The sequence below is a fragment of the Mycobacterium sp. KBS0706 genome, assembly GCF_005938675.2.
Classification (GTDB): domain Bacteria; phylum Pseudomonadota; class Alphaproteobacteria; order DSM-16000; family Inquilinaceae; genus Inquilinus.
This window is the reverse complement of record NZ_VCCH02000071.1, coordinates 1-25140: the sequence shown is the minus strand read 5'-3', so window position 1 is coordinate 25140 and position 25140 is coordinate 1. Positions and strand designations below refer to the sequence as shown.

General features: G+C 69.8%; 22 protein-coding genes. 14 read left to right on the top strand and 8 right to left on the bottom strand.

The features are described 5' to 3' along the window. Window positions 1–68: 68 nt before the first annotated feature. Entirely contained in the window at window positions 69–788 is a 720-nt protein-coding gene (locus tag FFK22_RS29710; protein WP_138886833.1) for a class I SAM-dependent methyltransferase, read from the top strand. Window positions 789–865: 77 nt separating this feature from the next. Here the strand turns inward: FFK22_RS29710 and FFK22_RS29705 are convergent, their stop codons facing one another. From FFK22_RS29705 to FFK22_RS29690, 4 genes are all read right to left on the bottom strand, one after another. Next, window positions 866–4576: a vitamin B12-dependent ribonucleotide reductase gene (locus FFK22_RS29705; protein ID WP_138886834.1), complete on the bottom strand. Its 3711-nt coding sequence runs from the start codon at window positions 4574–4576 to the stop codon at window positions 866–868. A gap of 464 nt (window positions 4577–5040) precedes the next feature. After that, the gene (locus FFK22_RS29700) at window positions 5041–5505 is read right to left on the bottom strand and encodes a GNAT family N-acetyltransferase (RefSeq protein ID WP_186002726.1); all 465 of its coding nucleotides are present in this window, start codon (window positions 5503–5505) and stop codon (window positions 5041–5043) included. Between the two features lie 73 nt (window positions 5506–5578). Further along, complete coding sequence (locus FFK22_RS29695) at window positions 5579–6175, bottom strand: ASCH domain-containing protein (protein WP_138886836.1); 597 nt, start codon at window positions 6173–6175, stop codon at window positions 5579–5581. Then, window positions 6175–6609 (bottom strand): VOC family protein, encoded by a 435-nt coding sequence (locus tag FFK22_RS29690; protein ID WP_138886837.1) that lies wholly within the window; start codon window positions 6607–6609, stop codon window positions 6175–6177. Before FFK22_RS29690 ends, FFK22_RS29695 begins: the two co-directional genes overlap by 1 nt. Before the next feature lie 117 nt (window positions 6610–6726). Here FFK22_RS29690 and FFK22_RS29685 point away from each other — a divergent pair, with 117 nt between their 5' ends. From FFK22_RS29685 to FFK22_RS29670, 4 genes are all read left to right on the top strand, one after another. After that, window positions 6727–7668, top strand: coding sequence for a metallophosphoesterase (locus FFK22_RS29685; protein ID WP_138886838.1), 942 nt, complete (start codon window positions 6727–6729; stop codon window positions 7666–7668). Window positions 7669–7691: 23 nt separating this feature from the next. Continuing rightward, window positions 7692–8027, top strand: a complete 336-nt coding sequence (locus tag FFK22_RS29680; RefSeq protein WP_138886839.1) for a cupredoxin family copper-binding protein — start codon at window positions 7692–7694, stop codon at window positions 8025–8027. 104 nt (window positions 8028–8131) lie between these two features. After that, on the top strand, window positions 8132–8683 hold the full coding sequence (locus FFK22_RS29675) for a sigma-70 family RNA polymerase sigma factor (protein WP_138886840.1): 552 nt from the start codon (window positions 8132–8134) through the stop codon (window positions 8681–8683). Beyond that, window positions 8680–9450 carry an anti-sigma factor gene (locus tag FFK22_RS29670; protein WP_138886841.1) on the top strand — a complete coding sequence of 257 codons (771 nt, stop codon included), beginning with the start codon at window positions 8680–8682 and terminating at the stop codon, window positions 9448–9450. Before FFK22_RS29675 ends, FFK22_RS29670 begins: the two co-directional genes overlap by 4 nt. A gap of 1 nt (window position 9451) precedes the next feature. Here FFK22_RS29670 and FFK22_RS29665 read toward each other — a convergent pair whose 3' ends face one another. Further along, window positions 9452–9886 carry a GNAT family N-acetyltransferase gene (locus FFK22_RS29665; protein WP_306770191.1) on the bottom strand — a complete coding sequence of 145 codons (435 nt, stop codon included), beginning with the start codon at window positions 9884–9886 and terminating at the stop codon, window positions 9452–9454. A gap of 104 nt (window positions 9887–9990) precedes the next feature. Here FFK22_RS29665 and FFK22_RS29660 point away from each other — a divergent pair, with 104 nt between their 5' ends. From FFK22_RS29660 to FFK22_RS29650, 3 genes are all read left to right on the top strand, one after another. Next, window positions 9991–11328 carry a PAS domain S-box protein gene (locus FFK22_RS29660; protein WP_138886842.1) on the top strand — a complete coding sequence of 446 codons (1338 nt, stop codon included), beginning with the start codon at window positions 9991–9993 and terminating at the stop codon, window positions 11326–11328. A gap of 151 nt (window positions 11329–11479) precedes the next feature. Further along, window positions 11480–12310, top strand: coding sequence for a helix-turn-helix transcriptional regulator (locus tag FFK22_RS29655; protein ID WP_138886843.1), 831 nt, complete (start codon window positions 11480–11482; stop codon window positions 12308–12310). Window positions 12311–12431: 121 nt separating this feature from the next. Further along, on the top strand, window positions 12432–15512 hold the full coding sequence (locus FFK22_RS29650; protein ID WP_186002725.1) for a calcium-binding protein: 3081 nt from the start codon (window positions 12432–12434) through the stop codon (window positions 15510–15512). 13 nt (window positions 15513–15525) lie between these two features. Here FFK22_RS29650 and FFK22_RS29645 read toward each other — a convergent pair whose 3' ends face one another. After that, the gene (locus tag FFK22_RS29645) at window positions 15526–15996 is read right to left on the bottom strand and encodes a GNAT family N-acetyltransferase (protein WP_138886845.1); all 471 of its coding nucleotides are present in this window, start codon (window positions 15994–15996) and stop codon (window positions 15526–15528) included. Between the two features lie 89 nt (window positions 15997–16085). Here FFK22_RS29645 and FFK22_RS29640 point away from each other — a divergent pair, with 89 nt between their 5' ends. The 3 genes from FFK22_RS29640 to pseH all read left to right on the top strand — a co-directional run bounded on the left by FFK22_RS29640 (window position 16086) and on the right by pseH (window position 20183). Further along, entirely contained in the window at window positions 16086–17372 is a 1287-nt protein-coding gene (locus FFK22_RS29640; RefSeq protein WP_186002724.1) for an amidohydrolase family protein, read from the top strand. A 121-nt stretch (window positions 17373–17493) separates the two neighbouring features. Continuing rightward, window positions 17494–19530 (top strand): elongation factor G, encoded by a 2037-nt coding sequence (locus FFK22_RS29635; protein ID WP_138886847.1) that lies wholly within the window; start codon window positions 17494–17496, stop codon window positions 19528–19530. 98 nt (window positions 19531–19628) lie between these two features. Then, a complete protein-coding gene (gene pseH / locus FFK22_RS29630; protein WP_138886848.1) occupies window positions 19629–20183 on the top strand; it encodes a UDP-4-amino-4,6-dideoxy-N-acetyl-beta-L-altrosamine N-acetyltransferase in 555 nt (184 codons plus the stop codon). A 4-nt stretch (window positions 20184–20187) separates the two neighbouring features. On the opposite strand, the gene FFK22_RS29625 is transcribed toward pseH, so the two are convergent. After that, window positions 20188–20934, bottom strand: coding sequence for a murein L,D-transpeptidase (locus FFK22_RS29625; RefSeq protein WP_221938955.1), 747 nt, complete (start codon window positions 20932–20934; stop codon window positions 20188–20190). A gap of 213 nt (window positions 20935–21147) precedes the next feature. Between FFK22_RS29625 and FFK22_RS29620 the strand changes: the two genes are divergently transcribed. After that, the gene (locus FFK22_RS29620; RefSeq protein WP_221938954.1) at window positions 21148–22647 is read left to right on the top strand and encodes a S10 family peptidase; all 1500 of its coding nucleotides are present in this window, start codon (window positions 21148–21150) and stop codon (window positions 22645–22647) included. Here the strand turns inward: FFK22_RS29620 and FFK22_RS29615 are convergent. Further along, window positions 22644–23780 carry a serine hydrolase gene (locus FFK22_RS29615; RefSeq protein WP_138886850.1) on the bottom strand — a complete coding sequence of 379 codons (1137 nt, stop codon included), beginning with the start codon at window positions 23778–23780 and terminating at the stop codon, window positions 22644–22646. The two genes, FFK22_RS29620 and FFK22_RS29615, sit on opposite strands and share 4 nt — an antisense overlap. A gap of 166 nt (window positions 23781–23946) precedes the next feature. Here FFK22_RS29615 and FFK22_RS29610 point away from each other — a divergent pair, with 166 nt between their 5' ends. Both FFK22_RS29610 and FFK22_RS29605 read left to right on the top strand, forming a co-directional pair. After that, window positions 23947–24810 carry a hypothetical protein gene (locus tag FFK22_RS29610; protein WP_138886851.1) on the top strand — a complete coding sequence of 288 codons (864 nt, stop codon included), beginning with the start codon at window positions 23947–23949 and terminating at the stop codon, window positions 24808–24810. Between the two features lie 41 nt (window positions 24811–24851). Further along, window positions 24852–25140 (top strand): helix-turn-helix domain-containing protein (locus tag FFK22_RS29605; protein WP_143956890.1); only part of this gene is annotated, 289 nt, incomplete at its 3' end.

Genomic DNA, 25140 nt, shown 5'->3' with positions numbered 1-25140 from the left:
CGCCTGATGCTGCCTGACCCGGCCGCCGCCCTGCGCTAGCATGGCCGGGAAGGGGTGGAGGCTGATCCATGGACAATGGCTGGACCGAGTCGGCGGAGGCCTGGATCGCCGATATGGGCGAGCGGGGCGACTTCACGCGCCGCTTCGTGCTCGACCCGGCGATGACCGGGCGGGTCGCCGGGCGCGGCTTCACCACGGCGCTGGACGTCGGCTGCGGCGAGGGCCGGTTCTGCCGGATGCTGCGTGGCCACGGCATCCGGCCGGTCGGCCTCGACCCGACCGCGGCGCTGCTGCGCCGGGCCCGTGAGCTGGGTCCCGAGGGCGACTATCGCGAGGGCCGGGCCGAGCGCCTGCCCTTCGACTCCGGTGCCTTCGACCTGGTGGTCAGCTATCTGAGCCTGATCGACATCCCGGATCTCGACGCCGCCGCCGCGGAGATGGCGCGGGTGCTGCGCCCGGGCGGCACGCTGCTGATCGCCAACCTGTCCAGCTTCACCACCGCCGCCGGCGAGCGCGCCCATTGGGTCCGCGACGATGCCGGCCGGCCACTGCACTTCCCGGTCGACCGCTATTTCGAGGAGCGGATGTACTGGGCCGATTGGCGCGGCATCCGCATCCACAACTGGCATCGTCCGCTCGGCCGGTACATGGCGGCGTTCCTCGCCCAGGGCCTGATCCTCAGCATCTTCGCCGAGCCGGAGCCGACGGCCGACGCCGATCCGGCTACGGCGGAGCGTTATAGGCGCGCTCCGTACTGCTACGTCATGGAATGGCGGAGGCCGGCCTGACGGCTTCAAAAGCAACGAGGCCCGCCTAGCTGGCGGGCCTCGTCTTTTCTTCTCGCTTCCTATCGCCCCTCCGGGCCTCAGCTGCAGCCGGTGGTGCCGCCGCAGGTCTCGCACTTAAGGCAGGTGCCGTTCCGCACCAGGGTCATGTTCTGGCATTCGGGGCAGGGGTCGCCCTCATAGCCCTTGGCCCGCGCCTCGCGGATCTTGGCCAGGCGGAGATCCGCCGTGCCGTTCAGCGCCGCGCTGCGCAGCTGCACCGGTTCCGGCGCCAAGGCGGTGGCGCCTTCGGTGTGCAGCGCCGTCGCCACGCCGCTCACCAGCTCCTGCATCTCGGCCACCCGGGCGACCGCGACGTCGCGGACGTTGCCGCCCTCGAACACCCGGAAATTGCCGCGGACGAAGCCGGTCGACGCCACCTTGCGGATCGGCGCCGAGGCCACGGCCGGGGTTTTGCCGTCGTCCGAGGTGACGCCCTTGCCGACCGTGTCGGGCGTCAGGTCGTCCGGCGTGGCATGGGCCAGGTCGCTGCGGTCGAGATAGGAGACCGCCAGCTCGCGGAAGATGTAGTCGATGATCGACGTCGCCATCTTGATGGCGTCGTTGCCCTGCACCGGGCCCGAGGGCTCGAACCGGGTGAAGGTGAAGGCCTCGACGAACTCCTCCAGCGGCACGCCGTATTGCAGGCCGATCGAGACGGCGATGGCGAAGTTGTTCATCAGGCTGCGGAAGGCGGCGCCTTCCTTGTGCATGTCGATGAAGATCTCGCCGAGCTTGCCGTCATCATATTCGCCGGTGCGGAGATAGACCTTGTGGCCGCCGACGATCGCCTTCTGGGTGTAGCCCTTGCGGCGGTGCGGCAGCTTGCCCCGAACGCCGGTCTTGTCGACGATCCGCTCGATCACCCGCTCGACGATCCGCTCCGCCACCATCGGCGCGCGGGCGCCGGCCGGCGCCTCGATGATGCGCTCGACCAGGCTCTCCTCCTCGTCCTCGGCGTCGTCGTCGAGCAGCGAGGCGTTGAGCGGCTGGCTCAGCTTCGAGCCGTCGCGATAGAGGGCATTGGCCTTGAGGCAGAGCTGCCAGGACAGCAGATAGGCGTCCTTGCAATCCTCGACCGTCGCCGCATTCGGCATGTTGATGGTCTTGGAGATCGCGCCCGAGATGAAGGGCTGCGCCGCCGCCATCATCCGGATGTGGCTCTCGACCGACAGGAAGCGCTTGCCGATGCGGCCGCAGGGGTTGGCGCAGTCGAACACCGGCAAATGCTCGTCCTTCAGCTCCGGCGCACCTTCGAGGGTCATGGCGCCGCAGCACCAGGTGTTCGCCGCCTCGATCTCGGCCCTGGAGAAGCCGAGGAAGGCCAGCAGGTCGAAGGTCACATCGTCCAGCGCCGCCGCCGGCACTTTCAGCGTCCCGGTCAGGAAATCGTCGCCGAGGGTGTAGCGGTTGAACACGAACTTGATGTCGAAGGCCGACTTCAGCCCCAGCTCGACCGCGTCGATCGCTCCTTGAGTGAAGCCCTTGGCCTTCAGCGCGGCCCAGCCGATCGCCGGCGAAGTCTCCAGCGTGCCGTGGCCGACGGCGTAGCGGATGATGGCTTCGATCTGGGCGTCATCGTAGCCGAGGACGCGCAGCGCCTCCGGCACCACCCGGTTGATGATCTTGAAATAGCCGCCGCCGGCCAGCTTCTTGAACTTCACCAGGGCGAAGTCGGGCTCGATGCCGGTGGTGTCGCAATCCATCACCAGGCCGATCGTGCCGGTCGGCGCGATCACCGTGGCCTGGGCGTTGCGATAACCATGGGCCTCGCCGAGGCCGAGCGCGCGGTCCCAGGCGCGGCGGGCGGCGGCGACCAGATCCTGGTCCGGGCAGGCATCGGCCTCCAGCGGCACCGGGGCGATCGACAGGCCTTCGTAGCCGTCGGCCTCGCCATAGGCGGCGCGGCGGTGGTTGCGGATCACCCGCAGCATGGCGCCCGCATTCTTCCCGTAGCCGGGGAAGGGGCCGACCGCCTTGGCCATCTCGGCCGAGGTGGCGTAGGCGACGCCGGTCATCAGCGCGGTGATGGCACCGCACAGCTCGCGGCCGTCGACGCTGTCATAGGAGATGCCGGACGCCATCAGCAGGCCGCCGATATTGGCGTAGCCCAGGCCGAGGGTGCGGAACTCATAGGACAGGCGGGCGATCTCGCGGCTCGGAAACTGCGCCATCATCACCGCGATCTCGAGGGTGATGGTCCACAGCCGGCAGCCATGCTCGAAGGCCGGCACGTCGAAGGACCCGTCCGCGCGGCGGAAGGTCATCAGGTTCAGGGACGCCAGGTTGCAGGCCGTGTCGTCCAGGAACATGTATTCCGAGCACGGGTTCGAGGCGTTGATCCGCCCCGAGTCCGGGCAGGTGTGCCACTCGTTGATGGTGGTGTCGAACTGCAGCCCCGGATCGGCCGAGGCCCAGGCGGCGTGGCCGATCTTCTCCCACAGGTCGCGGGCCTTCAGCGTCTTCGCCACCTTGCCGTCGATGCGGCGGATCAGCTGCCACTCACCGTCCTGCTGCACCGCCTCGAGGAAGGTGTTGGTCAGGCGGACCGAGTTGTTCGAGTTCTGGCCGGAGACGGTGAGGTAGGCGTCCGAATCCCAGTCGGTGTCGTAGACCCGGAACTCGATGCCGGTGTAGCCCTGGCGCGCGAAATGGATGACGCGCTGGACGTAGTTCTCCGGCAGCATCGCCTTGCGGGCGCCGATGATGGCGCGCTTCAGCGCCTTGTTCTGCTTCGGGTCGAAGCGGTCGCCGGTCTCGGCGTCGGAGGCGCCGTGGCAGGCCTCCATCACCTCGTTCAGGTGCTTGCGGGCGAGCTTGGAGCCGGCGACCAGGGCCGCGACCTTCTGCTCCTCGACCACCTTCCAGTCGATATAGGTCTCGATGTCGGGATGGTCGATGTCGACCGTCACCATCTTGGCGGCGCGGCGGGTGGTGCCGCCCGACTTGATGGCCCCGGCGGCGCGGTCGCCGATCTTGAGGAAGCTCATCAGGCCGGAGGAGCGGCCGCCGCCGGACAGGCGCTCGCCCTCGCCGCGCAGCTTGGAGAAGTTCGAGCCGGTGCCGGAGCCGTATTTGAACAGGCGCGCCTCGCGGACCCACAGGTCCATGATGCCGCCCTCGTTCACCAGGTCGTCGGCGACCGACTGGATGAAGCAGGCATGCGGTTGCGGCCGCTCATAGGCGCTATCGGACAGGCGCGGCTCGCCGGTGGCCTCGTCGACATACCAGTGCCCCTGGGCCGGGCCGTCGATGCCGTAGGCCCAGTGCAGGCCGGTGTTGAACCATTGCGGGCTGTTCGGCGCCGCCATCTGCTGCGCCAGCATGAAGCGCATCTCGTCGAAATAGGCGCGGGCGTCGGCAGCCGAATCGAACAGCCCGCCCTTCCAGCCCCAATAGGCCCAGGTGCCGGCCAGGCGGTCGAACACCTGGGTCGCGCTGCGCTCGGACCCGACGCGCTCCGCTTCGGGCAACTCGGCCAGGGCCTTGTCGTCGGGGACGCTGCGCCACAGGAAATCGGGCACGCCCTTCTCGCGGACGCGCTTCAGCCGGGCCGGGATGCCGGCCTTGCGGAAGTATTTCTGGGCCAGGATGTCGGACGCGACCTGGCTCCACTCCGCCGGCACCTCGATGTCGGTCTGGCGGAACACCACCGAGCCGTCCGGATTGCGGATCTCGCTGGTCGCCGACCGGAATTCGATCCCTTCATAGGCGTCGTGCCCATCGGCCGTGAAACGCCGTTCGATCCGCATGGCCCCCGGTCCTCCTTCATCCGTCGCGCTGCCCGCGACCCCCGCCTGATACCCAGCGGGGATCGCATCCCCGCGCCGAACTCGTTCAGCGACTCGCGTCAGCAAGCCGCCACAGATCAGTCAAAGAACCTTCATCATAAGTCAAAAACAAGTATTGAAATTGGAAAATTTGCTCTCTCTGTGGATAACCCGGTGGATAGACCAGTGAATACCCAGTGAAGAAGCGGTTATTAGTTTCCGTGAGCCGCAGCAGCCTGCGGCTTTCCGGCCCTGATCCGGTCCCGCCCGCGAGAGAATCGCCACAGACCCGATTCTTGTGGCTGGCCCTACCCGTGGGTGGTTTCCCGTGCCAGGGCCCTAGATATTGTGTCAGTTTAGTGGCGAGCGCAAGCGCGGAATTGCTCAACCTGAGGTCGTTCCGCATGCGGATTCAGCATGGGAATCACGGGGTTGCCCGGGACTCCTCAGGTTTCGAGGAAACCCAGGAGCAGATCGGGCAGCCCTTCCTCGTTGTCGGAGCCGTCGCCCTCGCTGAGAATCACGCCGCCATGCGCCTGGTAGAAGGCGAGGGCGCGGGCGTTGTGGGCGAAGCAATAGAGGCGCAACTCGCGGCTCTCGTGCCGGGCCCAGGCCAGCAGCGCCGTGCCGATGCCGCGGCGGTGATGCTCGGGATGGACGTAGAGCTGGTCGAGCCAGCCATTGTGAAGCGCGGCATAGCCAACGGGCGCGCCGTCGCGGCAGGCGATCATCACCTGCGACTGCTGGACGGTGCGCAGCAGGAAGCGGCGGATCGAGGTGCGGCTGTGCAGGTTCGGGATCGCCGCCGACTCGCGGGCCCGGCGATGGATCGCCGCCAGCGTGCCGGCATCGGCGGCGGTGGCCGGCCGCAGCGTCAGCGCTCCGTTCTTGCTTGGGCTGGCGTCGTCCAAGGCGGGCCTGCCGATTCCGTCCGAAGTGGCGCGACCATGCGGGCAGGGCCCCAGGGCGTCAAGGCCACGAGCGTCAAGACCGAGGGGCGGGGCCCTCGGCAATCCGGTCGAGCAGGGCGCGGCCCCGGGGTGACAGGCGGTAGCCGACCTCCAGGCTCTCGGTCAGGCCCAGCGCCTTCAGCTTGCGCACATCGGTCTTGAAGGACGCGGTGTCGCGGCCGAAATGGGCCGCCAGCTCCGGCGCCCGGGTGCCGGGCTGCGCGCCGATCAGCCGCAGCACCGCCCGGGTCCAGGCGCCGTGCCGGGCCGCGCGGTCGAGCCGGTCCAGCCTTTCGCGCAGCGCCGCGACGTCCTCGGCGGTGAGGTCGTCCTGCTGCCGCAGCGCCATGCGCGGGTCCTCGCCCTGCAGCCGGAAGGCGATGCGGTACAGCTCGCCCTCCGCTGGTCCGAGGTCGGCCAGCAGGTCGTCCCGGCCGGCGAATCCAGCCAAGCGCGCCTCCGCCTCGGTGACCCGGTCGGCGGTGACGATCTCGACCGCCTCGATCGCCAGCACGCCGGCGGGCGTGGTCAAGGTGCCGCCGGCCCGCACCGTCGGCCGGCGCCAGCGGCGGAAGGCGAGGGTGACCATGCCGGCGGCGATGCGGTCCAGGACCGGGCGCTTGAACAGCATCAGCCACCGCTCCGCGACAGGGGCCGCGACCCGAGATCCTGGCAGAAGCGCAGCAGATAGCCGTCCGGGTCCTGCACCACGAACTGGCGCTGGCCGACCAGGCCGTCACCGCAGCGGTACCAGCGTTCCTCCAGCGGCAGCAACAGCGGCGCCTCCGCCGCCAGCACCGCGGCGTGGAGCGGGCCGAGATCCCCGACCTCGATCTGGAGATTGATGCCGCGGCCATAGGGTTGCTCCAGCGGGCCGGCCAGCCAGGTGCGGCCGGGATCGGCCGGCTGCTCCAGCATCAGGGCCGCGCCCTCGCGCACCAGATAGGCGAAGCGCTCCTCCGGCCGGTCGTACAGCACGGCGAAGCCCAGCACGCCGATGTAGAAGCGGCGGCTGCGATCGATGTCCGAGACATAGAGTTCCGGCACGAGCTTGGGCGCGGTCATGGTGAGTCCCCCGGCGGTCAGCCTAGCCGAACTCCGATTCCGCGTGACCCGGGAATAAACCGGCCCGACCCGCGATCTCCACCAGCGGACGACCCCGTCCGCACAGGAGACACCGTCATGAACGATGGCGAACAGTCCGGCGGCATCGGCCGCCGCGGCGCGCTGCATTGTATGGTCTGGGCCGGCACCGGCGTGCTGTGGGGGCTGAGCGGCGGCGTGCCGCGCTCGCTCGGACTGGTCGGCGAGGCCATGGCCGCGCCGACCTCCGGCTTCACCTTCCTGCAGATCAGCGACAGCCATGTCGGCTTCGACAAGCCGGCCAATCCGAACGCGCTCGGCACGCTGCAGGAGGCGGTGGCGCGGATCGGCACGCTGCCGCAGAAGCCGGACTTCCTGATCCACACCGGCGACATCAGCCACCTGTCGAAGCCGAAGGAGTTCGACGACGCCGACCAGGTGATCGGCGGGGCCAGGCTGCCGGTGCACTATGTCCCGGGCGAGCACGACCTGCTCGACGACGGCACCGGCCAGGCCTATCGCGACCGCTACGGCCGCGGCAGCCAGGGCGCCGGCTGGTACAGCTTCGATTCCGGCGGCGTGCATTTCATCGGGCTGGTCAACGTCGTCGACCTCAAGGCCGGCGGCCTGGGCAATCTCGGCCACGACCAGCTGGAATGGCTGGAGGACGACCTGCGCGGCAAGTCCGGCAGCACCCCGATCGTGGTCTTCGCCCATATCCCGCTGTGGACCGTCTATCAGGACTGGGGCTGGGGCACGGAGGACGGCGCCCAGGCCCTGTCCTATCTGAAGCGCTTCGGCTCGGTCACCGTGCTGAACGGCCATATCCACCAGCTGATGCAGAAGGTCGAGGGCGACGTCGTCTTCCACACCGCGATGTCGACCGCCTTCCCGCAGCCGGCGCCCGGTTCGGCGCCGTCGCCGGGGCCGATGACGGTCCCGCCCGACCGGCTGCGCAGCCTGCTCGGCACCACCCGGGTCACGGTGCAGCAGGGCACGAAGCCGCTCGCCATCACCGACTCGCCGCTCAGCGCGTCCTGACCTGCAGCCTTGGGAAGACCATGATGCCGATATCGCTCTCGCGACGCCGCGCCGCCGTGGCCGTCTTCGTCCTGCTGCTCGGCACCGGCGCCGCCGCGGCCGCGCCGCAGCCGGTGACCATCCGGATCGACAACTTCACCTTCACCCCGGCGGAGCTGTCGGTGCCCGCCGGCACCACGGTGACCTGGATCAATGGCGACGACATCCCGCACACGGTGGTGGCGGTCGACAAGAGCTTCCGCTCGAAGGCACTCGACACCGGGGACAGCTACAGCCAGACCCTGTCGACGCCGGGCACCGTCGCCTATTTCTGCGGCCTGCATCCGCATATGACGGGCCGGATCACCGTGACGCCGTGACCCGGCCTCGCCTTGTCAGGCCGCTCGACGCCAAGGCGGGGCGGGAGGATGCTGCGATCCGGGGCGGGCCGCGCGGTGCGGCCCGCCCCGGCGGGGACGGGCCGATGCGCGGGACGGATGCGGTGAAGCGGTTCCGGGACACGGTCCTGCCCTGCCTGGACGACGCCTACACGCTGGCCCGCTACCTGACCCGCAGCCCGACCGACGCCGACGATCTGGTGCAGGAGGCCTTCGCCCGGGCGCTGCGCTATTTCGACGGCTTCGGCGGCGGCGACGCGCGGCCCTGGCTGCTGGCGATCCTGCGCAACTGCTTCTACGCCTGGCTGCGGGCGCGGCGGGCGCAGCAGGGCGAGCCGCTGCCGGATCCCGACGACGCGATCGCCGAGGCCACGGCCGATCCCTGGGGCCAGGCGCCGGAAGATCCGGAGGCGACACTGATCCGGATCGACGAGGCGGCTGTGGTCCGCGCCCTGGTCGAGGCGCTGCCGGAGCCGTTCCGCGAGGTGCTGGTGCTGCGCGAGATGAACGACCTGACCTATCAGCAGATCGCCGAGATCACGGAGGTCCCGATCGGCACGGTGATGTCGCGCCTGGCGCGGGCCCGGCTGCTGGTCAAGCGCGCCTGGCTGGCCCGCCAGGTGGAGGAGGCGCGATGAGCTGCCCCGACAAATCGGTCCTGCTGCACGGCATGCTGGACGGCGAGCTCGACGTCGTCGGCGCCCTGGCCTTCGAGGCCCATCTGAAGGAGTGCCCGGCCTGCGCCGCGGAGTACCGGCGACAGCAGGCGATCCGGATGGCGTTGCGGCGCCCGGAGCTGCGCGATCGCGCCCCGGAGGCGCTGCGCCGGAAGCTCGAAGCGGCGCTGCAGCCTCCTTCGGTTCCCTGGTGGCGGCGTTTCCTGGGCGACTGGCGCTGGGGCGGGGCCGGCGCGGCGGCGCTGGCCATGGCGCTGATGCTGCTGCTGGTGCTGCCGCGCAGCGGCGACGACCTCGCCCGGCAACTGGTCGACAGCCATGTGCGGTCGCTGCTGGCCGAGCATCTGGTCGACGTGCCGTCCTCCGACCGGCACACGGTCAAGCCCTGGTTCGTCGGCAAGATCGATGCGGCCCCGCCGGTGGTCGATCTCGCGCCGCAGGGCTTTCCGCTGGTGGGCGGGCGGCTCGATTATCTCGACCGCCGGGTGGTGGCGGCGCTGGTCTACCGGCATGGCGGCGGACACATCGTCAACCTGTTCGTCTGGCCGAACCCGGACGCCGCGGACGCCGCCGTGACGGCGGAGACGGAGGAGGGGTACCGCCTGCTGCACTGGGTGCGGTCGGGGCTGGAATTCTGGGCGGTGGCCGACATCGACCTGTCGGAGCTGCAAGCTTTTCAGGCCGCCTATCTGCAAGGCGCGGCCGCCCAGGGCATGCCGCAGCCCTGACCTACAGCTCCAGCTTCATGCCCTCATGGCTGGCGACGAAGCCGAGCCTGGCGTAGAAGCGGTGGGCGTCGGGCCGGCGCTTGTCGGTGGTCAGCTGGACCAGGGCGCAGCCGCGCGCCCGGGCCTGGGCGATCGCCCAGTCCATCATCGCCTGGCCCGCGCCCTGGCCGCGCAGCGCCGACTCGATGCGCACGGATTCGATCTGCGCCCGCCAGGCGCCACGGCGCGACAGGCCGGGGATGAAGCTGAGCTGGAAGCAGCCGACCACCCGGCCGTCCAGCTCCGCCACCACCACCTCGTGGTTCGGGTCGGCGGCGATGGCGGCGAAGGCGGCCTGGTAGGGCGCCTCGACCGCGGCCTCGCGGGTCTTGCCCAGGGGATCGTCCGCCAGTAGCCGCAGGATCGCCGGCAGGTCGGCCGCTTCGGCCGCTCGCATCGTCACATCCATCATCATCCGCTCCGGATTTCCGTCTCTCGGCATAACGGATTATCCTGAGGCCGTGCCTATTGCGAGTGCCCTCGTCGGCGAGCATTGACGTCATGAACGATTCTGCAGGACGGAGCCCCGGGCACCGGAGCCCGCCCGTCCTTCCCGGCAGCGCGGACCTGCTGCGCCGGATCATTGACCAGGCGGCAATCGGCATGGTGCTGCTCGATCAGGAGGGGCGCTGGCTCTACACCAACCCCGCCTTGTGCGCGCTGATCGGCTACAGCCGGGACGAATGCGCGAGCCTGGGTGTCGACGACGTCATCCATCCGGAGGAGCGGGACGACGTCCACCGTCGCCTCGATGCCTTGCAGCGCGGCGAGATTGACGGCTATCGGGTCGAGCGCCGCTATCGCCGCAAGGACGGCAGCATCCTGCATGGGCTGGTCAGCGTCTCTTCGCTGGATGCGGAAGAAGATTCGCCGTTCCGCTACATCCTCCAGGTCATCGATGCCGGCCCGCAGAAGCAGGCCGAGGCGCAGCTGGCCGGGGTGACCGAGCGGCTGGAGCTCGCGCTCGATGCCGGCGGCGTCGGCATCTTCGAGGTGGATTTCATCACCGGCGAGCGCCTGTGGGATGCCCGGACGCATGAGCTGCATGGGGTGATGCCGGACAGCTTCGACCGCAGCACCGACGGCTTCCACCGGTTGCTGCCGCCGGAGGATGTGGCGAGGGTCACGCAGATCCACGAGGCGGCCGAGCGCGATCATGCTGTCCAGTACCGTGTCGACTACCGGGTCCTGCACCGGATGTCGGGAACGACCCGTCACATCCGCGCCTCGATGCGGCTGGCCTTTGCCACCGACGGCAGTGTGCTGCGCGGCCTCGGCGCCTGCTGGGACATCACCGAGGACATCGAGCGCAGTCGGCGGCTGCACGACACCCTGGCCCTGCTGCAGGCCGTGATGAAGGGGACGCCCGACCTGGTCTACGTCAAGGACAGCGGCGGCCGCTATCTGCTGATCAACCCGGCCGTCGAGAAGGTGATGGGGCGGGCGGGGAGCGACGTCATCGGCCGGCACGATGCCGAGATCTTTCCGGCCGAGACGGCGCAGGCGGCGGCCGGCCGGTTCGTCGCCAGGGCGCGGGCCGCCGGCTGTGCCGTGATGCTCGACGATTTCGGCAGCGGCCTCAGCTCCTTCGCCTATCTCCGGCAGTTCGCGGTCGACGGGCTGAAGATCGACGGCGGCTTCATTCGCCAGATCGCGACCAGCGCGGTCGATCGCGCCATCGTCGAATCGATCAATGCGATCGGCCATCGCCTCGGCGCCGTGACGATCGCCGAGCAGGTCGAGGACGACGAGACGCTGGCGCTGGTGCGCGCGATGGGGATCGACCAGGCCCAGGGGTTCGCCGTCGAGCGGCCGCGGCCGCTGGACAGCCTGTTCTAAGGCTCATTCCCAAACCGGGAGGAGTTTTCGGAGCGAGTTCTCAGGGTGTGCGCTGCATCACCGCGACAGAACCCGGCCGGATCCAGTATTCTCTTATGCACGGCATGTGCAGCGCCGGGTTTTGCCTGGCGTGCGAGAGAGAGGGGATATCATGCAAGGCCGTTCCATCGGCAGGTCGGCGGCTCGGCCGGCGGTCGATGTACCGTCTGTCTTCGCCCGGGCGGACGACCACTCGGTCCTCGGGCTGATCGACCAGATCTACGATGCCGGCATCGGCAACGAGGACTGGTTTGCGGTGCTGCGCCAGCTCGGCGCGGCGCTGGGTGGGGAGTCGGTGGTGCTGCGCCGGATCAGTCCGGCCGCGTCGTGCCCCGCGACCATGGCGACCGAGACCGACCCCGATTATGTCGAGCGCTACCAGGCGCATTACCGCCAGCTGCTGCCGCTGCTGCCGATGCTGCCGATGCTGGAGCCCGGCGCGACCTTCGCCCATTCGGCGCTGATCCCGGACGCGGAGTATCGGCGCACGGAGTTCTACAACGACTTCATGCGGCCGCAGGGCAAGGACCACGGCCTGTACTGGGTGGATTTCGACCGGCGGGACCTCTCGGCGATGCTGTCGGTCTGGAGGCCGGGGCGCCGGGCCGACTGGGATGACGACCAGGTCCGGATGCTGCGCGCGATCGGGCCGCATCTCAGACGGGCGCTGCGGATCGAACGGGGGCTGGCCGCGGTCGGGACATCCGCGCCCGCCGCGGCGCTGCCGCCGCCTCCGGCGCGCCGGTGGCCGCTGACCCCCCGCGAATGCGACTGCCTGACCTGGATCAGCCGCGGCGCGTCGAGCAAGGAGGCCGCGCGCCGGCTGTCCCTGTCGGTCTACACGGTCAACGAATATGTCGCCTCGGCCATGCGCAAGCTGGGCGCGGGCAGCCGTGCCGAGGCGGTCGCCATGGCGCTCCTCAGCGGCGCGATCGGCGGCTAGCCTCCGGGGCCGGCCGGCGAGGAAGTCGCGCAATAAAATAACTGCAAAACGAACCGTCATTAGCATCCTTTTCCGGCAGGATTGGGTCAGAAAATTCTCGTTTTCCGATCAGGGATTCATCATGGCGGTCATCGACGGCACCGAGTTCATCGATTTCCTCGACGGCACGGCGAACAACGACACGATCAACGGCCTCGGCGGGAACGACACGCTCACCGGTCTCGGGGGCCGTGACACCCTGAACGGCGGCGACGGGAACGACCGGCTTGTCGGCGGAGCCGGGGCCGACTTCCTGAACGGCGGGGCCGGGGTCGACACCGCCGACTACCGCGACAGCGCCGCCGGGGTGACGGTCACGATCGGCAGCACCGGCAGCGGCGGCGACGCCCAGGGTGACGCGGTCGGCGCCGATGTGGAGAACATCGACGGATCGGATTTCGACGACTTGCTGACCGGATCGGCTGCCGACAACCGGCTGGTCGGCGGGGCCGGCAACAACACCCTCTTCGGTCTCGACGGCAATGATACGCTGACCGCGGGGAACGTCGCGGGCCAGGGTGACGACACGCTCGACGGCGGCGCCGGCGACGACACCCTGACGGCCGGGGACGGCACGGACAGCCTGATCGGCGGTGACGGGAACGATATCCTCCAGGGCGGTGCCGGCGCGGACACGCTGAACGGCGGTGCCGGCACGGACCGGATCACCTATGCCTCAAGCACGGCCGGCGTGGCGATCGACCTCTCGACGCTGACGGCGTCCGGGGGCGATGCGCAGGGCGACGTGATCGGCCCGGGCATCGAGGATATCGACGGCTCGAACCTCGCCGACACCCTGACCGGGTCGGCCGGGGCCAACGCCCTGCGCGGCCTGGGCGGCGGAGACACGATCGACGGTCTGGACGGCGACGACAACATCGATGGCGGCGCCGGCAACGACTTCCTCTTCGGCGGGGCCGGGAACGACGTGCTCCATGGCGGGATCAGCGACCTGAACGGCGCCAGCGGCAATGATGTCCTCGAAGGTGGGGCCGGCGCCGACACGCTGAACGGCGGTGCCGGCGTCGACACCATCGTCTACGATGGCCCGGCCGGGGTGACGGTGACGATCGGCGGGGCCGGCATCGGCGGCGACGCCCAGGGCGACGTCATCGGCAGCGACATCGAGAACATCCAGGGCACGAACGGGTTCAACGACGTCCTGACCGGGTCGGTCCAGGGCAATCTCCTGTTCGGCCTCGGCGGCAATGACACGCTCAACGGCCTGGAAGGCGACGATCAGCTCGACGGCGGCGCCGGGAACGATGTGCTTCAGGGCGGGGGCGGGGCGGACCGGCTGCTCGGCGGCGCCGGCAGCGACACCATCGCCTATGGCGGCGCGGAGGGTGTGATCATCGACCTGACCGCGCTCACCGCCTCGGGCGGGGAGGCCGAGGGCGACATCATCGGCGTCGATATCGAGAACGTCCGCGGCACCGGCTTCGACGACGTCCTGACCGGCTCTGCCGTCGCCAATGTGCTGACAGGTCTGGCCGGCGCCGACGCGCTGGACGGCCAGGGCGGCAACGATACGCTCAGCGGCGGCGACGGAAACGATCTCCTCACCGGCGGCGCCGGGGCAGATCAACTGCTCGGCGGAGCCGGCATCGACACCATCAGCTATGACGGCCCGGCCGGGGTGACGGTTAACCTGACGACCCTGACGGCGTCCGGCGGCGACGCCCAGGGCGATGTGATCGGCGCCGACATCGAGAACATCGCCGGCACCGACGGCTTCGGCGACGTCCTGACCGGCTCGGCCGTGGCCAATGTGCTGTCCGGCTATGGCGGCGCCGATACGCTCACCGGAATGGCCGGCAACGACACGCTCAACGGCATGGATGGCGACGACGTGCTCCGCGGCGGGACCGGGGCCGACAAGCTGGACGGCGGCGCCGGCAACGACACCGCCATCTATTCCGACAGCGCGGCCGGGATCACGGTCAGCCTCGCCACCGGCATCGGCAGCGGCGGCGACGCCCAGGGCGACACCCTGATCGGGGTCGAGAATCTTATCGGCAGCCAGCTCAACGATACCCTGGTCGGAAACGCGGGGGCCAACACGCTGCGGGGCCTGGACGGCAACGACGTGCTCCGCGGCGGCGCCGGGGCCGACATCCTAGAGGGCGGCGCCGGAACCGACACCGCCAGCTACTATGACAGCGCGGTCGGGATCACGGTCAGCCTCGCCACCGGCACCGGCGCCGGCGGCGACGCCCAGGGCGACACCCTGACCGAAATCGAGAACCTCTCCGGCAGCCAGGGCAATGACAGCCTCACCGGCAATGCCGGTGCCAACACGCTGCAGGGCTGGAACGGCAACGACGTGCTCCGCGGCGGCGCCGGGGCCGACATCCTAGAGGGCGGCGCCGGCACCGACACCGCCAGCTACTACGACGGCGCGGTCGGGGTCACGGTTAACCTCGCCGCCGGCACCGGCAGCGGCGGCGACGCCCAGGGCGATACCCTGACCGGGATCGAGAACGTCAACGGCAGCCAGGGCAGCGACACCCTCGTCGGCAACAGCGGCGCCAACGTTCTGCAGGGGTGGGGTGGCGATGACGTGCTCCGCGGCGGGGCGGGGGCCGACGCGCTGGACGGCGGCGTCGGCACCGACGCCGCCAGTTATTACGACAGCGCGATCGGGGTCACGGTCAGCCTCGCCGCCGGCAGCGGCATCGGCGGCGACGCCCAGGGCGACACCCTGACCGGGATCGAGAATCTCTCCGGCAGTCAGGGCAACGATACCCTCATCGGAAATGCCGGGGCCAACACGCTGCAGGGCTGGAACGGCAACGACGTCCTCACCGGTGGTGCCGGCAAGGATACGCTGACCGGCGGCGCCGGGGCCGACCAGTTCCGGTTCACCGGCCTCGGCGACAGCGTGGTCGGAGCCAATGCCGACGTCATCCTCGACTTCAGCCACGCCCAGGGAGACCGCATCGACCTGTCGGGGATTGACGCCAACAGCGGCGTCGCCGGCGATCAGGCCTTCAGCTTCATCGGCTCCGGCGCCTTCACTGGTGTGGCGGGCCAGCTGCACTATTCCGTAGCCGGCGGCGTCACCTCCATCACCGGCGACGTCAACGGCGACAAGGTCAGCGATTTCCAGATCAACCTGACCGGTGCCATCGGCTTGGTCGCCGCCGACTTCGTGCTGTAGGCGACGGGGCGCATCAGGCGGCAGGGATGGTCTTGGCCATGTGCACGATGGTGTACGCGCCCCGCTGCTCCTGATGCGTCTCGTGATAGCCGCGGGCGGCGTAGAGGGCGCGGTTCTCCGACATCCGGATGTTCGTGTAGAGCCGCAGCTCGGTCAGGTCGCGCCGCCGGGCCTCGCGCTCGGCGAAGGCCAGCAGCCGGCCGCCGAGGCCGTGGCCCTGGTGGCTGGGGTCGACCGCGACATTGACGATCAGCAGATGGTCGGGCTCGGGCTTCAGTTCGATCAGGGCGATGCAGCCATGGATGCCGTCGATCGCCCAGATCTCATGCTCGGCCAGGGCGCGGACATAGTCGGCGCGCATCGGCTTCGGCTCGATGCCGACGCTGATGATCCATTTCGCATAGGCGCGCCGGACCAGGGTCCGGATCACCTCCGCCTCGTCCGGCCGGGCCCGGCGGATCTCGCCCCATGTCGTGTGGAACATGGGTGCTCTCCCGTCTTTCCATGCACTGGCCGCATGCTATCGTCGGCGGCGCCGTTCTCTCACTGAAATTCCCGAAGGCCAGCCCCGCCATGGATCTCGTCCTGCGCAATGCCAACCTGCCGGACGGCCGGACCGGCATCGACATCGGCGTCAAGGACGGCCGCATCGTCGCGGTCGAGCCGCGCCTGGCGGCGGAGGCGGATGACGAGATCGACGCCGGCGGCCGGCTGGTGACGCCGCCCTTCGTCGACTCCCATTTCCACCTGGACGCCACTCTGTCGCTCGGCCTGCCGCGGCTGAACCGGTCCGGCACGCTGCTCGAAGGCATCGGGCTGTGGGGTGAGCTGAAGCCGCAGCTGACCCAGGAGGCGGTGATCGCCCGGGCGTTGGCCTATTGCGACCTGGCGGTGGCGCAAGGGCTGCTGGCGATCCGCAGCCATGTCGATGTCTGTGACGACCGGCTGCTGGCGGTCGAGGCGCTGCTCGAGGTCAAGCGCCGGGTCGCACCCTATCTCGACCTGCAACTGGTGGCCTTCCCGCAGGACGGGCTGTTCCGCTCCGCCACCGCCGAGCGCAATCTGCTGCGCGCGCTCGACCTCGGCGTCGACGTGGTCGGCGGCATCCCGCATTTCGAGCGGACCATGGCCGATGGCGCCGCCTCGGTGCGCCGGCTGTGCGAGATCGCGGCGGAGCGTGGGCTCCCGGTCGACCTGCATTGCGACGAGAGCGACGATCCGCTGTCCCGCCACATCGAGACGCTGGCGGCGGAGACCCATCGCCTCGGCCTCGGTGGCCGGGTGACGGGGTCGCACCTGACCTCGATGCATTCGATGGACAACTACTATGTCTCGAAGCTGATCCCGCTGATGCGCGAAGCCGGCGTTGCGGCGATCGCCAACCCGCTGATCAACATCACCCTGCAGGGCCGCCACGACAGCTACCCGAAGCGCCGCGGCATGACCCGGGTTCCGGAGCTGATGGCGGCCGGCATCACTGTCGCCCTCGGCCAGGACTGCGTCATGGACCCGTGGTATTCGATGGGGTCGGCCGACATGCTGGAGGTGGCGCATATGGCGGTGCATGTCGGGCAGATGACCTCGCTCGACGCCATCGGCCGCTGCTTCGCCGCGGTGACGACCGAGGCGGCGAAGGTGCTGGAGCTCGACGGCTACGGCCTGGCGCCGGGCTGCCGCGCCGACCTGGTGCTGCTGCAGGCGGCCGACCCGTTCGAGGCGGTGCGGCTGAAGGCGACCCGTCTCCTGGTGCTGCGCGCCGGCCGCCTGATCGCCCGCACGCCGGAGCGGGTGACGGCGCTGGACCTGCCGGGCCGGCCGGTCACGGTGGCGCCGACCTTCGCGCCGGGGTCGATCGCCTGACCCTTCGATCGGGGCTGTGCCGATCGTCGCGGAAGTGTCATGCTGACCCTCCAAAAGGGCCCGCGTGATCGGGCATTCGTCCCGGTCGGCATGGCAGGCCCGTGCACAAGGGAGGATGCGCATGCCGCAGGAACGCCCTGCCCCCAGATTCCGCAGCGCGGCCCTGGTCGGGCCGTATTCGAGCGGCAAGACCACGCTGATGGAGGCGCTGCTGCACAGCGCCGGCGCGATCCCGCGCAAGGGCAGCGTGGCCCAGGGCAATACCGTGGGCGACGCCTCGCCCGAATCCCGCGCCCGGCAGATGACGATCGAGCCGAACCTGGCCTCCTGCCGCTATCTCGACGAGGATTGGACCCTGATCGACTGCTCCGGCTCGGTCGAGCTGGCCCAGGACGCGCTGGCCGCGCTGATGGTCGCCGACATCGCCGTAGTGGTGGCCGAGGCCGACCCGGACCGCGCCGTGATCCTGGCCCCGCTACTGCGCTTCCTCGACGAGCACGAGATCCCGCACATCCTGTTCATCAACAAGATGGACCGGTCCGGCATCCGCATGCGCGACCTGCTGGCCGCCCTGCAGCAGGTCTCGGCCCGGCCGCTGCTGCTGCGCGAGGTTCCGATCCGCGACGGCGACAGCGTCTCCGGCTATGTCGACCTGGTCAGCGGCCGTGCCTACAAATGGCGCGAGAACCAGTCCTCCGACCTGATCGAGGCGCCCGGCGACGTCAAGCCGCGCCAGGACGAGGCGCGCCAGACCCTGCTCGAATCCCTGGCCGATTTCGACGATGCGCTGCTGGAGCAGCTGCTCGAGGACAAGATCCCGGCGCCGAAGGAGATCTACACCCAGCTCACCCGCGACCTGCAGCAGGACCTGATCGTGCCGGTGTTCTTCGGCTCGGCCGAGCACGGCAACGGCGTCACCCGGCTATGGAAGGCGCTGCGCCACGAGGCCCCGTCGCATGAGGCGGCGGCGACCCGGCTCGGCTACGACGCCCATGGCGGCTTCGCCGCGACCGTGTTCAAGACCCAGCACCAGCCGCACACCGGCAAGCTCAGCCTGGCGCGGCTGTGGAGCGGCCGGCTGGCCGACAACAGCAATCTCGGCAGCCGCCGCATCTCCGGCCTGTACCGGCTGAAGGGCGGCGAGAACCAGAAGCTGGCCGAGGCCAGCCCCGGCGAGATCGTCGGCATCGCCCGGCTGGACGACCTGGCCACCGGCCAGACGCTGCGCGCCGACGGCACTGCCGAGGCGACCTGGAATTGGCCGAAGCCGGCGGAGCCGGTGCACGCCGTGGCGCTGTCGCTGTCGGACCGCAAGGACGACGTCAAGCTGACCACCTCGCTGGCCAAGCTGTGCGAGGAGGACACGGCGCTGTCGGTGCACCACGTCGACGCCACCGGCGAGCTGACCCTGGCCGGGCAGGGCGACATCCAGCTGCAGATCGCGGTCGAACGGCTGAAGAGCCGGTTCAACGTCTCGGTCACCACGGTGCCGACCCGCACCGCCTATCGTGAGACGATCCGGCGGCCGACCAAGCAGCATTCCCGCTTCAAGCGCCAGACCGGCGGCCACGGCCAGTTCGCCGACATCCAGGTCGAGATCCGGCCGATGCCGCGCGGCACCGGCTTCGTGTTCGAGAACAAGGTGGTCGGCGGGTCGGTGCCGAAGAACTATATTCCGGCGGTGGAGGCGGGCTCGCGCGAGGCGATGGCGCGCGGCCCGCTGGGCTTCCCGGTGGTCGACCTCGCCGTGGCGCTGACCGATGGCCAGCACCATTCGGTCGACAGCTCCGACCAGGCCTTCCGCACCGTGTCGCAGATGGCGATGGCCGAGGGGCTGGCGAATTGCGACCCGGTGCTGCTGGAGCCGATCCAGGCGGTGACGATCGCGGTGCCGGCGGAATACACCGCCAAGGTGCACGCCATCGTCTCCAGCCGCCGCGGCCAGATCCTCGGCATGACGGCGCGCGAGGGCTGGACCGGCTGGGACCTGATCGACTGCCAGTTGCCGGAGGCGGAGATGCACGGCCTGGCGGTCGAGCTGCGCTCGGTCACGCTCGGCGTCGGCAGCTTCACCGCCCGCTTCGACCATCTGCAGGAGCTGATGGGCCGCATCGCCGAGCAGGTGGTGGAGGAGCGCCGGAGGGCGTTGGCGGCATAGGCTGAGGCGGTCGGGTCCGATCACTCGCCGCGGCCCTTGGCAGCGGCGAGTGGCCCGTCCTATCACAGCACCGAAGACGACGATCGGGGACCGCGCAAATGCTGAGCCTGAGGCGGGTGGAGCCGGAGGATTCCGACCGGCTGTTCACCTGGCGGAACCTGCCGCATGTCGCGGTCCACCAATACACCGACCATGAGATCACGCGGCCGGAGCACGATGCCTGGTTCGCCCGCGCCATCGCCGACCCGCGCCGGGTCTACTGGATCATACAGGACGGCGGCGAGCCGATCGGCCTGGCCAACCTGGTCGACATCGACCAGCAGAACAGCAAATGCGCCTGGGCCTTCTACCTCGGCGCCAGCGACCTGCGCGGCAAGGGCATCGGCAGCTGGGTCGAGCTCAAGGTGCTGGATTACGTCTTCCTCGAGCTGAAGCTGAACAAGCTGTGCTGCGAGGTGCTGACCAGCAATCCGGGCGTGGTGCGGATGCACAAGCGCTTCGGCTTCCAGGAGGAGGGGCTGCTGCGCCAGCATGTGCGCAAGGGCGGCCAGTTCCTCGACGCGCATCTGCTGGGCCTGCTGCGCGACGACTACCTGCCGCAGCGCGACGCTCTGGTGACGATGCTGCGCGAGCGCGGAGTGCAGACGGAATAGGTCGCTACCGCGCCTGCGCTGTGGCCACGGAGCCCCCGGCGGAATCCACGATCACCAGCATGTTGCCCGCCAGCGGCGTCGGGGTGCGGTCCGGGCGCAGCACGGCGTCGTAGCGGGGGTCGGTCTTCGCCGCCGCCTCGTAATCGACGTCGAGGATGCCGTTGCGGTCCAGGAAGACGTTCATCGGGCCCGGGACGCGGATGCAGCCCTTCGACGCCGGCCGGCCGAGGCGCTGCTCCAGGACGTCAGGATCGGTGGCGTGCACCAGCAGCCGGATGGTCGATTCCCGGCCTTCAGCCTCCCAGCCGCGCTCGGCGGTCTGCCAGCCGAAATCCCACACCCGCATGCCCTGGAGTCCGAGGCCGCGGATGCCGTTGGCGTTGAAGGTGCCTTCGGCGCGCCAGTCGAGGATCTCGTCCGTGTGCAGGAACACGCCGGTCGGCGTGATGAAATAGCCATGCCGCCCTTCCTGCCCGGTCGAGACCGTCGTGCCGCCGAGGCTCTGCCAGGCGCCGGAGGGCTGCGCCAGCAGGATGCGCATCTGCTGCACGGCGGGGTTCCGATCGACCACCATCACCAGCTGCGGCCGGCGGATGGTCTGGCCGCGGGCCTTGATCTCGGCCTGCGCCAGGGCCGCCCAGCGCCGTTCGCCGTCCGGCGCATCGGTGATCCGGCCAGGCACATCCCGCGCCAGCGCCGCCTGCAGGCGGGCGACCTCGCCGGCGGTTTCGCCGGACGCCGCTTCGGGCATCGTGGAGCTTGAGGAGGGCGTCCGATCGCATCCCGAGATCAGGAGCGACAGGGCGGCGGCAAGCAGGAAACGCGCGGACATCGGATCTGCACAATCGCAGTTGCAGAGAATAGAAAGCGATCGATTATCTTTGTTCCGCTTGCTCATGTATTTATAACATGGATTATGCGGGATTTCATCGGGATATTTGGCGTGGTAAAGTACGATGAATATATGGCCCGACAGGTGATCATGCTGTACCGGATTCCGCTCCGATCGGTCCTCGCCGGGCTGCTGGTCCTGCTGCTGGCCGTCGCAGCCCGGGCGCAGCAGCCGGCCGGCGGCGTGCTGGCGCTGCTGCCGGCCGATGCCGTCACCCGCCATACACTTGCGGTCGATGGCCGGACGCTGCCCTACACCGCCACCGCCGGGACCATGCCGCTGTTCGACCAGGACGGCGACCGTTCGGCCGCGGTCTTCACCACCGCCTATGTCCTGGATGATGCGCCTGCCGACACCCGGCCGATCACCTTCGTGTTCAATGGCGGGCCGGGCGCGTCCTCGGCCTATCTGCAGCTCGGCTTGGCCGGGCCAAGGGCGATCGCGCCCGATGTCGTGCGCGACCCCGCCCGGGCGACCCTGCAGGATAATCCCGACACCTGGCTGGCCTTCACCGACCTGGTCTTCATCGATCCGGTGGGCGCCGGCTGGAGCCGGGCCGCCAGGCCCGACAAGGCGGAAGAGTTCTGGGGCGAGCGCGCCGATGCCCAGTCGCTGGCGAAGGTGATCGCGCTGTATCTGGCGCAGAACCGCCGCGGCGCCTCGCCGAAATTCATCCTCGGGGAAAGCTACGGCGGCTACCGCAGCGTGAAGGTGGCCCGCGTGCTGCAGCGGGAGCAGGGCGTCCTGGTCAATGGTATCGTCATGGTCTCACCGTTCATGGAGGGCCGGCTGCAGGTGGGCGCCGATCGGTTCGCGCTGGTGGCCGCGCTGCGGCTGCCCTCGCTCGCCGCCGCCGCGCTCGACCGCCGCGACGCCTTTACGCCCGAAGCGCTGGCCACGGCCGAACACTTCGCCTTGACCGACTACCTGACGACCCTGGCCGGCCGGCCGCCCGAAGGCGAGGCGGCCGACGCCTTTTATGCCCGCGTGGCCCGGGTCGCCGGGCTGTCGCCCGATGTTGTCGCCCGTTCACGCGGCTTCATCGGCAAGACCACTCTCGATCAGGTCGGCGAGGGTGGGGCAGCGATCGTCAGCTTCTACGATGCCGCACTATCCGCGCCTGATCCGTTCCCCGAAGCCCCGCCGGACGACGGTTCCGATCCGGTGCTCGACGGCTACACCCAGGCCCTCGGCGGCCTGTTCGTCGGCTATGCGCACGACGTGCTCGGCTTCAAGACCATGCTGACATTCAACCTGCTGAATCGGGAGATCGCCCGGAAATGGAAATGGGAAGCCGGCGGCAGTCTCCTGGCCAGCATCGATGGGGACCTGCGGCAGCTGCTGGTGCTGAACCCCGATCTCGACGTGCTGGTGGCCCATGGCCGCAGCGACATCGTCACGCCCTATTCCATCAGCCGCTACCTGATCGACCACCTGCCGCCCCTCGGGCGGGAAGGGCGCGTCGTGCTCAAGCTCTACAAGGGCGGGCACATGTTCTATTTCGACGCCTCCGCCCGCACCGCCTTCACCGCCGACGCCGCCGCCTTCTATCTCCAGCAGGAAGCGCCCTAGGGCGACGCCAGGGCCGGCAGCACATAGCGGTCCAGCACAGTCCGGCCGAGCTGATCCTGCAGGTCAGGTTGGTCGTAGAGCCCGGCGGTGACCACCACCAGCAGATCCAGGTCCGGCACCAGGAACAGCCGCTGGCCGCCCCAGCCGACACCGGCGCTCCAGCGGATCTTCCGGCCGTCGACCTGCGACTGGCCGAGCCACCATTGGAAGCCGTAATCGACTTGGTCTTCGGCGGCGATCTGCTTCGTCGTGGACTGCTCGATCCAGCCGGCCGACACTATCTGCTTGCCCTGCCAGGCGCCATGGTCGAGCACCAGCAGGCCAAGCTTGGCGATGTCGCGCGGCCGCAGCCGCAGGCCGGAGGCGGCGACCGGATCGCCATTCGGATAGCGCACCCATTCGACATCGGCGATGCCGAGCGGCGCGAACAGCACCTCCTGCGCCAGCACGTCGAGCGGCCGGCCGGAGACCTGCTTCAGTACCGCCGACAGCAGCGCCGTCGACCCGCCGCTGTAGACCCAGCGCTCGCCCAGCGTCGTGGCGAAGGGCTGCTCCAGCACGTAGCGGTACGGGTCCGGCGCGTCCGACATCAGCCGCTCGCTGTTGCGGGGGTCGCTGTAGGGCAGGTCCTCGCTCCAGGCCAGCCCGCTCGACATGGTCAGCAGGTGCCGCAGGGTGATGCGGTCGGTCTCGGGGGAGCGCAGATCGGCATATTGCGGCAGCAGCGACAGCACCGGCGCGTCGATGTCCTTGATCCAGCCGTAATCGACGGCGATGCCGACCAGCAGCGCGGTCACGCTCTTGGTGATCGACCGCAGGTCGTGCCTGGTCTCCGCATCGTGCGGGATGGCGCCCAGCGGCTGGCCCCAGCGCTGGTCCTCTCCGGCGAAGTAGCGCTCATAGACCAGCCGGCCGTGCCGCACGACCAGCACGGCATGGGCGTTCGCCTCGGGCCGGTCGAGTGCCGGACCGACGGCGCAGAGCGTCGCCGGGTCGAAGCCTTCATCGGCCGGGGCGGCGACGGCCCAGCCATCGTCCAGAACCGCCGGCGCGCGGCAATCGGGTGGCGCGTCCGCGGCCGAGGCGGGGGAGGCGAGGAGGGCGATCAGGGGCAGGGCACGGCGAAGCGGCATGGTCGTCTCCGTCTGGGCGCGGTCCGGCGCGCCGCCGATCGGTAGCAGGGACCCCGGCCCGCCACTGTACCGGGATTGCTCGGCCTTCGATTCACCTCCGCCCTGCCACGGCTTCGCCGCAGAGCGGGACGGATGATGCGGCGCTGGATGTCTCGGGGGAGAGATCGTGCGCGCTTTGTCGAAGATTCTGCTGGCCGGGCTGCTGCTGGCCCTGGCCGCCTGCGTGTCGTCGCCGCCGCCGGTGGAAGAGGCGGTGCTGCAACAGGAGACGGTGTCGAGATTTTCCGCGCCCGAGACCGCGGCCGACCGGCTCGTGCCGCTGGGCGGCCACGGCGCGGCGTCGTCCCAGCCACGGAGTCGCGAGCCCGCCCGCCCAGAGATCGCGGAGCGGGAGCGGCTGGGCACGCGCTGGGGCGAGGAGATCCGGTCGCCGATCCGCTTCGTCAGCCTGGCCCGTTTCTGGCCGAGCCGGCCGGAGGCGCAGGTGACGATCCGCTACGATGGCCGCCGCAGCGCGACCATGGGGCCGGTCAGCACGATCCGCAGCCTGCCGGTCGCGGACGGCACCGTCGAATTCTCGGTGCTCGGCGCCAGGGGCACGCCGATGCGCCTGACGCCGACCGGCGGCGGCGATCTCCGCCTCCAGGGCCGCTCCGGCGACCTCTACCGGCTGGCGTTCAGCAATCAGGGGCGGCGGACGGTCGAGGTCGTGGCCACGGTCGACGGGCTCGACGTGCTGAACGGCCGGCCCGGCACCATCGCCAACCGCGGCTATGTGGTGCGCCCCGGCGACATGCTGGTGATCGAGGGCTTCCGCAAGAGCGAGGACGAGGTTGCCGCGTTCCGCTTCTCCGCGCCGGATGACGCCTATGCCGCCAACACGCCGCAGGGCGACCCGCGCAACATCGGCGTCATCGGCGTCGCGCTGTTCACGCTCGACGACCCGGCCAACGAGATCGTCGCCGCCTCGCCGCGGCCGTTCCCGGCCGACGCGCCCGACCCGCGTTTCGCCCCGCCGCCGACGCCGTAAGCGTCTTGCGTACCTCTCATGATCGGGATAATTTCCCGATCATGAGAAGTGAGCTCGCGAATGAACTGGAGCCGGTCGATGCCCGGTTGGCCGCGCGTTTGGCGGCGCTGCGAGCGGAGCAGGGCTGGTCGCTCGATGCCCTGGCTGAGCGCAGCGGCATCAGCCGGGCGACGCTGTCGCGGCTGGAGCGCGGCGAGACCAGCCCGACCGCGTCGCTGCTCGGCCGGCTCTGCACCGCCTATGGCCGCACCATGTCCGGCCTGATCGCGGAGGTCGAGACCGACCCGCCGCAGCTGCTGCGCCGGGCCGAGCAGCCGGGCTGGACCGACC

What these genes read in the sequence shown, in the direction of transcription:
- FFK22_RS29685 (WP_138886838.1), top strand. Translation starts at nt 6,727, where the DNA reads ATGAACGATGGCGAACAGTCCGGCGGCATCGGCCGCCGCGGCGCGCTG.
- FFK22_RS29660 (WP_138886842.1), top strand. Translation starts at nt 9,991, where the DNA reads ATGAACGATTCTGCAGGACGGAGCCCCGGGCACCGGAGCCCGCCCGTC.
- FFK22_RS29640 (WP_186002724.1), top strand. Translation starts at nt 16,086, where the DNA reads ATGGATCTCGTCCTGCGCAATGCCAACCTGCCGGACGGCCGGACCGGC.
- FFK22_RS29615 (WP_138886850.1), bottom strand. Translation starts at nt 23,780, where the DNA reads ATGCCGCTTCGCCGTGCCCTGCCCCTGATCGCCCTCCTCGCCTCCCCC.
- FFK22_RS29665 (WP_306770191.1), bottom strand. Translation starts at nt 9,886, where the DNA reads ATGCGAGCGGCCGAAGCGGCCGACCTGCCGGCGATCCTGCGGCTACTG.
- FFK22_RS29680 (WP_138886839.1), top strand. Translation starts at nt 7,692, where the DNA reads ATGCCGATATCGCTCTCGCGACGCCGCGCCGCCGTGGCCGTCTTCGTC.
- pseH (WP_138886848.1), top strand. Translation starts at nt 19,629, where the DNA reads ATGCTGAGCCTGAGGCGGGTGGAGCCGGAGGATTCCGACCGGCTGTTC.
- FFK22_RS29710 (WP_138886833.1), top strand. Translation starts at nt 69, where the DNA reads ATGGACAATGGCTGGACCGAGTCGGCGGAGGCCTGGATCGCCGATATG.
- FFK22_RS29705 (WP_138886834.1), bottom strand. Translation starts at nt 4,576, where the DNA reads ATGCGGATCGAACGGCGTTTCACGGCCGATGGGCACGACGCCTATGAA.
- FFK22_RS29690 (WP_138886837.1), bottom strand. Translation starts at nt 6,609, where the DNA reads ATGACCGCGCCCAAGCTCGTGCCGGAACTCTATGTCTCGGACATCGAT.
- FFK22_RS29620 (WP_221938954.1), top strand. Translation starts at nt 21,148, where the DNA reads ATGGCCCGACAGGTGATCATGCTGTACCGGATTCCGCTCCGATCGGTC.
- FFK22_RS29655 (WP_138886843.1), top strand. Translation starts at nt 11,480, where the DNA reads ATGCAAGGCCGTTCCATCGGCAGGTCGGCGGCTCGGCCGGCGGTCGAT.
- FFK22_RS29625 (WP_221938955.1), bottom strand. Translation starts at nt 20,934, where the DNA reads ATGCCCGAAGCGGCGTCCGGCGAAACCGCCGGCGAGGTCGCCCGCCTG.
- FFK22_RS29675 (WP_138886840.1), top strand. Translation starts at nt 8,132, where the DNA reads ATGCGCGGGACGGATGCGGTGAAGCGGTTCCGGGACACGGTCCTGCCC.
- FFK22_RS29670 (WP_138886841.1), top strand. Translation starts at nt 8,680, where the DNA reads ATGAGCTGCCCCGACAAATCGGTCCTGCTGCACGGCATGCTGGACGGC.
- FFK22_RS29695 (WP_138886836.1), bottom strand. Translation starts at nt 6,175, where the DNA reads ATGCTGTTCAAGCGCCCGGTCCTGGACCGCATCGCCGCCGGCATGGTC.
- FFK22_RS29635 (WP_138886847.1), top strand. Translation starts at nt 17,494, where the DNA reads ATGCCGCAGGAACGCCCTGCCCCCAGATTCCGCAGCGCGGCCCTGGTC.
- FFK22_RS29645 (WP_138886845.1), bottom strand. Translation starts at nt 15,996, where the DNA reads ATGTTCCACACGACATGGGGCGAGATCCGCCGGGCCCGGCCGGACGAG.
- FFK22_RS29650 (WP_186002725.1), top strand. Translation starts at nt 12,432, where the DNA reads ATGGCGGTCATCGACGGCACCGAGTTCATCGATTTCCTCGACGGCACG.